The sequence below is a fragment of the Streptomyces griseoflavus genome, from assembly GCF_014649995.1.
GTDB classification, from domain to species: Bacteria; Actinomycetota; Actinomycetes; order Streptomycetales; family Streptomycetaceae; genus Streptomyces; species Streptomyces griseoflavus.
Window position 1 is genome coordinate 61,516 of sequence record NZ_BMUC01000009.1, and the last position, 9,227, is coordinate 70,742.

General features: G+C 73.1%; 7 protein-coding genes. 4 read left to right on the forward strand and 3 right to left on the reverse strand.

What is annotated here, in order from left to right; genetic code table 11:
- Positions 1-13: 13 nt before the first annotated feature.
- The gene (locus IE172_RS19480) at positions 14-1,081 is read right to left on the reverse strand and encodes an SPFH domain-containing protein (protein ID WP_190098520.1); all 1,068 of its coding nucleotides are present in this window, start codon (positions 1,079-1,081) and stop codon (positions 14-16) included.
- A gap of 4 nt (positions 1,082-1,085) precedes the next feature.
- Positions 1,086-1,517 carry an NfeD family protein gene (locus IE172_RS19485; RefSeq protein ID WP_190098521.1) on the reverse strand — a complete coding sequence of 144 codons (432 nt, stop codon included), beginning with the start codon at positions 1,515-1,517 and terminating at the stop codon, positions 1,086-1,088.
- Positions 1,518-1,840: 323 nt separating this feature from the next.
- Here IE172_RS19485 and IE172_RS19490 point away from each other — a divergent pair, with 323 nt between their 5' ends.
- The 4 genes from IE172_RS19490 to IE172_RS19505 all read left to right on the forward strand — a co-directional run bounded on the left by IE172_RS19490 (position 1,841) and on the right by IE172_RS19505 (position 8,909).
- Positions 1,841-5,752: a glycoside hydrolase family 2 TIM barrel-domain containing protein gene (locus IE172_RS19490; protein ID WP_190098522.1), complete on the forward strand. Its 3,912-nt coding sequence runs from the start codon at positions 1,841-1,843 to the stop codon at positions 5,750-5,752.
- A 60-nt stretch (positions 5,753-5,812) separates the two neighbouring features.
- Positions 5,813-6,667: a DUF72 domain-containing protein gene (locus tag IE172_RS19495; RefSeq protein ID WP_190098523.1), complete on the forward strand. Its 855-nt coding sequence runs from the start codon at positions 5,813-5,815 to the stop codon at positions 6,665-6,667.
- Positions 6,668-6,820: 153 nt separating this feature from the next.
- Complete coding sequence (locus IE172_RS19500) at positions 6,821-8,341, forward strand: AlkA N-terminal domain-containing protein (protein WP_306432797.1); 1,521 nt, start codon at positions 6,821-6,823, stop codon at positions 8,339-8,341.
- Positions 8,342-8,363: 22 nt separating this feature from the next.
- Positions 8,364-8,909 carry a methylated-DNA--[protein]-cysteine S-methyltransferase gene (locus IE172_RS19505; RefSeq protein WP_190098524.1) on the forward strand — a complete coding sequence of 182 codons (546 nt, stop codon included), beginning with the start codon at positions 8,364-8,366 and terminating at the stop codon, positions 8,907-8,909.
- Between the two features lie 38 nt (positions 8,910-8,947).
- Here the strand turns inward: IE172_RS19505 and IE172_RS19510 are convergent.
- A partial coding sequence (locus tag IE172_RS19510; protein WP_498067189.1) for an NUDIX hydrolase occupies positions 8,948-9,227 on the reverse strand: 280 nt, incomplete at its 5' end.

Consider the following 9,227-nt stretch of genomic DNA (forward strand, 5'->3'; position numbering starts at 1 on the left):
CCGCGGGCCTCCCTCACGCACCGCTGTCGTCGCCGCCCTCCGTGAGCCGGTGGTGCCGGAGGCGCGCGCCCGGGGTGCCGCTGTCGGCCTCGGCGGCGTCCGCGAGGGCCTGAGCCGCGGCCTGGGCCGCCTGGGCGGTGTCGTCGGCGGCCCGGGTGGTGCTGTCGTCGGCCGACGGCTTCTCGCGGGTGGCCGGTGACGGCGGCAGCACCTCGGTGAAGGCCCGCGACACCCCCTGCAGGGCCGAGGTGATCTCGCTGGGGATCACCCAGAAGTTGTTGCCCTCGCCCTGCGCGAGCTGGGGGAGCGCCTGGAGGTACTGGTAGGCGAGGAGCTTGGGGTCGGGGTCGTTGCGGTGCACGGCCTGGAACACCTCGTCGATGGCCCGGGACTGTCCCTCGGCCTCCAGGATCGCGGCCGTCCGGTTGCCCTCCGCGCGCAGCACGGCCGCCTGCTTGTCGCCCTCGGCGGTGAGGATCTTCGACTGGCGCTGCCCCTCGGCGCCCAGGATCGCGGCCCGCTTGTCCCGCTCGGCGCGCATCTGCTTCTGCATCGCCTCCTTGATGGACTGCGGCGGGTCGATCGCCTTGATCTCCACCCGGTTGACCCGCAGTCCCCACTTGCCGGTGGCCTCGTCCAGCACCCCGCGGAGCTGGCTGTTGATGGTGTCCCGGGAGGTGAGGGTCTTCTCCAGGTCCATGGACCCCACGACGTTGCGCAGGGTGGTGACGGTGAGCTGTTCGACGGCCTGGAGGAAACTGGCGATCTCGTAGAAGGCCGCCCGCGGATCGGTGACCTGGAAGTACAGCACGGTGTCGATCTCGACGACCAGGTTGTCCTCGGTGATGACCGGCTGCGGTTTGAACGAGACCACCTGCTCGCGCAGGTCGATCAGCGGGTGCACCCGGTCGATGTAGGGGATGACGAGGCTGAGTCCGGGGGTGAGCGTGCGGTGGTAGCGGCCCAGCCGTTCGACGTTGCGCGCGCGTGCCTGCGGCACGATGCGGACCGCTCGCACGACGGTGAAGATCGCGAAGAGCGCGATGATCAGACCGGCGATGAGAGGGGCGGTGATGTCCATGGCTTCAGTCCCTGGGGTAGACGAGCGCGGTGGCGCCGCTGATCTCTATGACGTCGACGGTCCTTCCCGTGCGGATGACCAGGGTTTCGTCGTAGCTGCGGGCCGTCCACTCCTCGCCGTCGATACGGACCCGGCCGCCCGTCCCCGTCACCTCCGACAGGACGTAGGCGGGCTTGCCGATCAGGGCGTCCGTCCCGAAGCGCGCGGTCTGGGGCTGGACCATGTGGCGCAGCGCGAGGGGGCGGACGAACAGCAGCGTGCCGGCGGCGACCAGGGCGTACACCAGGAGCTGCAGCCAGAGCGGCAGTCCGAGCGCGGCGACTCCCGCGGTGGCGAGCGCTGCCGCACTGAGCATGCCCAGTGCGGCGGTCAGGGTGAAGATCTCCGCCAGGGCCAGCACGGCCGCGACGATCAGCCAGATCAGCCATGGATCCATGACGAGCCTCTTCTCACCGGTGCGGGGGTTCGAGGGCCAGACCTGTTCCTCCACTTTACGTGCGAGTAGGCCGGGTTCCGAGAGGTGTGCGTCAGGGAGAACGCCCCTCACGGACGAACCATCAGCACCGCACAAAGTCGGACGGCATCATTGCTTCGATTGTGTGCGAGTCCTAGGGTGTGGCTGGCTCAGTAGTCGCTCCGTCACCACCCGTCGTTGTTCCTCCCCGGCGCACCGCCCCTCGCTCGGCGACGCGGCACCGGGGAAACCGACGTGCCCTCAGTCCGTGCAGCGCCCTGTCGTACCGAGGAAGGCCACGGTCCATGCCGCACCCCCACGTGTCTCCCGCCGACCGGCCCGCCCGCCCCGGCCGGCCGGCCGTCAGCCGCCGCCGTCTCCTGGAGTCCGGCGCCGCCGTCCTCGGCGCCCTCGCCCTGTCCGCCCCGCCGGGCGCCGCGCACGCGGCCGCCGGCCGGCGGGCGGCGGCCGACGGGCCCCCGGAGTGGAACGACTTCGGTGTCTTCACCGTCGGCACCGAGCCGCCGCACACCACGCTCATGCCGTACGACGGCGTACGGCAGGCCCTCGCCGGCGACCGCACCCGCTCGCCCTACCGGCTGAGCCTCGACGGCACCTGGAAGTTCGCCTACGCCGACCGCCCCGACGACCGGGACCCCGACTTCCACCGCACCGACACCGACGACAGCGACTGGGACACCCTCCCGGTCCCCTCCGTGTGGCAGCTGCACGGCCACGACTTCCCGATCTACCTGAACATCACCTACCCGTACTGGGGCCCCAACGGCCGCGGCGAGGAACCCCGGCCGCCCGCCGCCCCCACCCGCTACAACCCGGTCGGCCAGTACCGGCGCACGTTCACCGTCCCGCGCGACTGGGCGGGCCGCCGCACGTTCCTGCACTTCGAGGGCGTCAAGTCCGCCCACTACGTGTGGATCAACGGCGCACTCGTCGGCTACGACGAGGACTCCTGCACGCCCTCCGAGTACGACATCACCGACCGCCTGAAGCCCGGCACCAACCAGATCGCCGTGGAGGTGTACCGCTACGCCGACGGCGACTGGCTGGAGGACCAGGACATGATCCGGCTGAGCGGCATCTTCCGCTCGGTCCATCTCTACTCCACCCCGGCCGTGCACCTGCGCGACTTCAAGCTGGACACCCCGCTGGACGCCGACTGCACGGACGCCGAACTGGCGGTCACCGCGAGCGTCCGCGCGTACGGCGGCGGCGGGCGCGGCCGGTACACCGTGGAGACCCAGCTGTACGACGCGCGCGGCCACGCCGTCTGGTCCCGCCCGCTCCAGCAGAGCGCGGACCTCACCACGGCCGCCGCCGGGGAGGACGTCACCGTACGGGCCTCAAAGCCCGTGACCGGACCGAGGCTGTGGTCGGCCGAGCGGCCGTACCTCTACACGGCCGTCCTCCAGCTCCGCGACCCGGCCGGTGAGGTGGTGGAAACCCTGTCCCACCGGGTGGGCTTCCGCGAGTTCGCGATCAAGGACGGGCTGATGCGGATCAACGGCAGACCCGTCTCCCTCCGCGGCACCAACCGCCACGAGATGCACCCGGCCCGCGGCACCGCCCTCACCCGCGAGGACATGGTCGAGGACATCCGCATCATCAAACGGATGAACATCAACTCCGTCCGCACCTCGCACTACCCCAACAACCCGCTGTGGTACGAACTCGCCGACGAGTACGGCCTCTACCTCGTCGACGAGACCAACCTCGAGACCCACGGCATCCGTTCCGAGTACCCCGGCAGCGACCCCGTGTGGACGGCGGCCTGCCTCGCCCGCGCCCGGAACATGGTGCACCGCGACAAGAACCACGCCTCGGTGGTGATCTGGTCGCTCGGCAACGAGGCCGGCGGCGGCAGCACCTTCACCGCCATGCACGACTGGATCCGCTCCTGCGACCCCACCCGCGTCATCCAGTACGAGGGCGACGACCGTCCCGGCGTCAGCGACATCCGCTCCCGGATGTACGAGAGCCCGGCGCGGGTCGAGGAGCGCGCCCGCGACACCTCCGACACCCGCCCCTACGTCATGATCGAGTACTCCCACGCGATGGGGAACTCCAACGGCAACCTCAGCAAATACTGGGACGTCGTCCGCCGCCACGACGTCCTCCAGGGCGGCTGGATCTGGGACTTCGCCGACCAGTCCCTCCACACGCCCGTCCCCGCCCGCACGCTGCTCACCGAGTCCGGGCCGGCCGGCCTGCGCGGCGAGATCCTCGCCACCCGCGGCACGCTCGACCGCGACAGGGGACTGTCCGGCATCACGGTCTTCGAACGCCACGACAGCCTCGACCTCACCGGATCCCTGACCCTGGAGGCCTGGATCACCCCGGACGTGCTGGGCTACCACCAGCCCGTCATCGCCAAGGGCGACACCCAGTACGCGCTGAAACAGACCGACCGCAGGCTGGAGTTCTTCATCCACGCCGAGGGCCAGTGGATCGCCGTCAACTGGACGCTGCCGGACGGCTGGACCGGCCGCGAACACCACGTCGCCGGGGTCTTCGACGCCGACGCCGGCACCCTCGCCCTGTACGCCGACGGCGTGCTCAGGGCCACCCGCGCCACCGACCGGCGGCCCAGCAGCAACACCGCGCCCCTCGCCCTCGCCTCCGACGCCGACAACCAGACCCGCGAGTTCAGCGGCACCCTCCGCCGCGCCCGCGTCTACGCCCGCGCCCTCACCGCCGCCGAACTCGCCGACGACGGCCGCGGCCCCGAGGACGACGGCGTGCGGTTCTGGTTCGACGCCGCCACCGTCGCGACCGAGCGCAAGCGCCCCGCCGCCAGGACGTTCCTCGCCTACGGCGGCGACTGGGGCGACAACCCCAACGACGGGGCCTTCGTCGCCGACGGCATCGTCACCGCCGACCGCGGACACACCGGCAAGGCGGCCGAGGTCAAGCGCGTCTACCAGGCCGTCCACGCCGCCTCCGGCACCCGGCCGGGCGACGTCACCCTCACCAACGAGTACCTGTTCACCAACCTCCGTGACTTCGACGCCACCTGGGAACTCGCCGCGGACGGACACGTCGTACGGCGCGGGCGGCTGACCCGGGACCAGCTCGACGTGCCGCCGCTGTCCGCCAAGGACATCAGCCTGCCCGTACGCCTGCCCGCCCGCCCGGAGCCGGGCACCGAGTACTTCCTCCACCTCTCCTTCACCACCAAGGAGCCCACCCCGTGGGCCGAGGCCGGCTTCGAGGTGGCCCGCCAGCAGCTCCCGCTCGACGCCGGCAGCCCGGCCGTGACGCCGGTGCCCCTGCGGAGCGTTCCGGTCCTGCGGCACGAGGACCGGAAGAGGGACATCCGGATCACCGGCCGGGACTTCTCGGTCACCGTCGACCGCGGCGCCGGCACCCTCACCTCCTACGAGGCGAACGGCACCCGCCTCCTCACCTCCGGCCCCGTACCCAACTTCTGGCGGGCGCCCACCGACAACGACCACGGCAACGGCCAGCACCTGCGCAACGCGACCTGGCGCGACGCCGGCGCCCGGCGCGAGGTCACGGACGTCGCCGTACGGACCCTCGACGACCGGGCCGTCGAGATCACGGTCCGCGGCACCCTGCCCACCACCGTGGAGTCCACGTACACCACCACGTACACGGTCTTCGGCAACGGCGAGATCAAGGTCGACAACACGCTCCACCCGGGCGCCGCGCACCTCCCCCACCTCCCCGAGGTCGGCACCCTGCTGTTCCTGCCGCGCCGCCTGGACCGGCTGCACTACTACGGCCGCGGCCCGGAGGAGAACCACTGGGACCGCAACACCGGCACCGACGTGGGCCGGTACGCCTCCACCGTGGCCGGCCAGTGGACCCCGTACATCCGCCCCCAGGAGAACGGCAACAAGACCGACGTCCGCTGGGCCGCCCTCACCGACGGCCGCGGGCGCGGCCTGCTCGTGTCGGGCGAACCCCTCCTGGAGATCAACGCCTCGCACTTCACCCCGGAGGACCTGTCGGCCGGGGTCCGCCACGACTACCAGCTGACCCCGCGCGACGCCGTCGTCCTGCGGGTCAACCACCGGCAGATGGGCGTGGGCGGCGACAACAGCTGGGGCGCCCACACCCACGACGAGTTCAAGCTCTTCGCCGACCGCGACTACGCGTACACCTACCGGCTGCGCCCGCTGACCGACGTGAAGGAGGCGCCGGCGGCCGCACGACGGCCCACGGCGGCCGGCTAGCCGATCACGACCGGCCGGACGGGGGACACATCCGCGGGAGCCCTGGGTAACCGGGCTCCCATGGGTGACATTCTGGTCGGGGCGTGCTCGTGGACGGACCGTCAACTCCTCGCGAGCGGCTGGTATCCGCGCGGACGGCGGGACGCCGAGGGCCGGCTGCGGCACTACGCCGCCCGGCTGCCCGTCGTCGAAGTGGACTCCGGCTACTACGCGTTGCCCCGCCGCCGCAACAGCGAGCTGTGGGTGGAGCGCACACCGGACGGGTTCCGGTTCGACGTCAAGGCGTTCTCCCTGCTCACCGGACACCCCACACCCGCGCGCGCACTGCCGGCGGACCTGCGGACCCGGGCGGTGGACGGCGCGCTGCTGGACGAGGTGTGGGGGCGCTTCGCGGACGCGGTCGAGCCGCTGCGCGCCGCCGGCCGGCTGGGCACCGTGCTGTTCCAGTTCCCGCCCTGGTTCGCACCCGGCTCCACCGCCGAACGGACCCTGGAGGACTGCGCGCGGCGCACGGCCGGCTGGCCGCTCGCCGTCGAGTTCCGGCACCCGGCGTGGTGGCGGGCCGACCGCGCCGACGACACCCGGGCGCTGCTGTCCTCCCTGGGCGCCACCGCCGTCGGTGTGGACATGGCGCAGGGGCTCACCGCCTCCCTGCCGCCCCTCGCCCCCGTCAGCCGCCCCGGCCTCGCCGTCGTACGGTTCCACGGACGCAGCCCGGCCTGGGGGAGGGGCAGCAAGGAGGACCGCTTCCGCCACGACTACGACGTGACCGAACTCGCCGCCTGGGTCCCGCGTCTGCGGCGCGCGGCACGACGGACCGACGAACTGCATGTGCTGTTCAACAACTGTTGCGCGGACGCCGCCGTCCGTGCCGCCGAGACCATGCGCGGCCTGCTCACCCCGCCGGACCGCTGAGCCCCCGCCCCGGACGGGCGCCCCACCGCCGTGCGGCGGTGGGACGCGGCGGTGGGCCGGACCGGCCGGGTGATCCGGGCCGCCGCAGGACGGACGACGTCGATGTCGGATTCCCGCCAGACCCGGCAGCCCGCCGTAGCCGATCCTTGAGGCATGCGGATGGGGATGCACACCGACACCGAGCGCTGCGTACGCGCCGTGCGGTCGAAGGACGCGCGGTTCGACGGCTGGTTCTTCACCGCCGTCCTGACCACCGGGATCTACTGCCGGCCCAGCTGCCCCGTGGTGCCGCCCAAACCGGAGAACATGGTTTTCCACCCCAGCGCCGCGGCCTGCCAGCAGGCCGGGTTCCGGGCCTGCAAACGCTGCCGCCCCGACACCAGCCCCGGCTCACCGGAGTGGAACCACCGGGCCGACCTGGTGGCCCGCGCCATGCGGCTGATCGCCGACGGCGTCGTCGACCGCGAGGGCGTCCCCGGCCTGGCCGCCCGGCTCGGCTACAGCACCCGGCAGGTCGAACGCCAGCTCCTCGCCGAGCTGGGCGCGGGCCCCCTCGCGCTCGCCCGCGCCCAGCGCGCCCAGACCGCCAGGCTGCTCGTCGAGACGACCGGGCTACCGATGGCGGACATCGCCTTCGCCGCCGGATTCTCCTCCGTGCGCACCTTCAACGACACCGTCCGGGAGGTCTTCGCCCTCTCCCCGAGCGACCTGCGCACCCGCGCGGCCCCGCGGAACGCCCCGCCCTCCGCCGCCCCCGGCGCGCTGTCGCTGCGGCTGCCGTTCCGCAGCCCGCTCAACCCCGACAACCTCTTCGGCCACCTCGCCGCCACCGCCGTACCCGGCGTGGAGGAGTGGCTCCCCCACAGCCCCGACGGCGTGGGAGGTGCCCCCGTCGGCGCCTACCGGCGCACCCTGCGGCTGCCGTACGGGCACGGCATCGCGGCGCTCGCCCCGCATCCCGACCACATCGCCTGCCGGCTCACGCTCACCGACCCCCGCGACCTGACCGTCGCCATCAGCCGCTGCCGCCGGCTGCTCGACCTGGACGCGGACCCGGTCGCCGTCGACGACCAGCTCCGCACCGACCCGGTCCTCGCGCCCCTGGTCGACAAGGCCCCCGGCCGCCGGGTGCCGCGCACGGCGGACGAGGCGGAGTTCGCCGTCCGGGCCGTCCTCGGCCAGCAGGTCTCCACGGCCGCCGCCCGCACCCACGCGGCCCGCCTGGTCACCGCGCACGGCACACCGGTCGACGACCCCGAGGGCGGCCTCACCCACCTCTTCCCGTCCCCCGGGGAACTGGCCGCCCTCGACCCCGGCACCCTCGCCCTGCCCCGCACCCGGCGCGCCACCCTCACCACGCTGGTGCGCCGGCTGGCGGACGGCGACCTCCACCTGGGCGCGGAGAGCGACTGGGCCGACACCCGGGCCTCGCTCCTCGCCCTCCCCGGCGTCGGGCCCTGGACGGCCGACGTCATCGCCATGCGGGCCCTCGGCGATCCCGACGCCTTCCTCCCCACCGACCTCGGCGTCCGCCGCGCCGCCCGGGAGCTGGGCCTGCCGTCCACCCCGGCCGCCCTCACCGCCCGCGCGGAGACCTGGCGGCCCTGGCGGGCGTACGCGGTGCAGTACCTGTGGGCGACCGACAGCCACCCGATCAACTTCCTCCCCGTCTGAGAAACCTGAGGACACCAAGCCGATGAAGCAGCACACCGTGATCGACAGCCCCTACGGCCCGCTGACGCTCGTCGCCGACGACGGCGTCCTGTGCGGCCTCTACATGACCGGCCAGCGCCACCGGCCGGCCGAGGAGACGTTCGGGGCTCGCGACGACACGGGTTTCGAGGAGGCGGAGGAGCAGCTCGCGGCGTACTTCGCGGGCGACCTGACGGAGTTCTCCCTCGCACTGCGCCCGCACGGCACGCCGTTCCAGCGGCGGGTCTGGGACGAGCTGGCGCGCATCCCCTACGGCGAGACCCGCACCTACGGCGAGCTCGCGGAGGCCCTCGGCAACCCCAGGGCCTCCCGCGCGGTCGGCCTCGCCAACGGCCGCAACCCGATCGGCATCGTCATCCCCTGCCACCGGGTCATCGGCGCGAGCGGCGGCCTCACCGGCTACGGCGGCGGCCTGGAGCGCAAACAGCGCCTGCTGGACTTCGAGCGGGGGACCGCCGCCCCCGTCGCCCCTCCCCTTCCCCTTCCCGTCCCGGAGGCTGCGGCCCTCGGCTCCCGGTTCCGGCCCTGAACGGTCCTTGTCCTCGCACACCGGACGGGGCCGGGCACTCAGCTGACGCGGTGGCCGTTCTCCAGTTCCGCCGTGCCGGAGCCGTCGGCGAGGACGTCCAGTGCGGCCAGCACCCGGCGGCCCAGACAGCCGGGAAGGTACTCGGTCAGTTCCCCGCGCGGCACGAGCCGCCAGGACAGCAGCTCCGACTCCTGCAACCGGATCGCCGCGAGGTCGTCCTCGCCGAGCACACCGCCGTCGTACAGGTACGCCACCGCCGGCGGCGGGACCACCCCGTTCACCCAGTCCACCGCCAGCAGCCGGCCGAGCTCCCGGTCG